The 304-nt window shown below is 50.7% G+C and carries 1 protein-coding gene; it reads right to left on the reverse strand.

Annotation, left to right across the window (positions count from 1 at the left end; all coding sequences use genetic code 11):
* The coding region (locus F8C76_RS19765) for a hypothetical protein (protein WP_211372237.1) at positions 1-252 on the reverse strand (252 nt) is incomplete at its 3' end.
* Between the last annotated feature and the right edge of the window lie 52 nt (positions 253-304).

Raw genomic sequence — 304 nt, forward strand, 5'->3', positions numbered from 1 at the left:
GTTGGTTTTCAACAGCGGGCCAAAGAAAAAAACGCTGAACAGGGCTCGCCATACCGGCTGTACATTCTTTCCTCGATGGTTTTTTTGGTATTGCCAGTTTTTGAAATTCCAGTAAAGGCCGTAAATACCCATAGTGGCCCAGAAAAGTAGATTGAACTTCCAGGGGGCGACCACATAGAGCGCGACCCCGGCGGCTTCAGGTTTTGCAGTTAGGATCTCGCTGGCCGGGGCTTGGTATACGTTGGATTCCATTCGCTGTTTCCGGTTTTTTGGCTAACGGTGGCGGTGGTTACGGCCAGCTTTT

The organism is Flagellimonas olearia, from assembly GCF_009184425.1.
In the GTDB taxonomy this organism is placed as follows: Bacteria; Bacteroidota; Bacteroidia; order Flavobacteriales; family Flavobacteriaceae; genus Flagellimonas; species Flagellimonas olearia.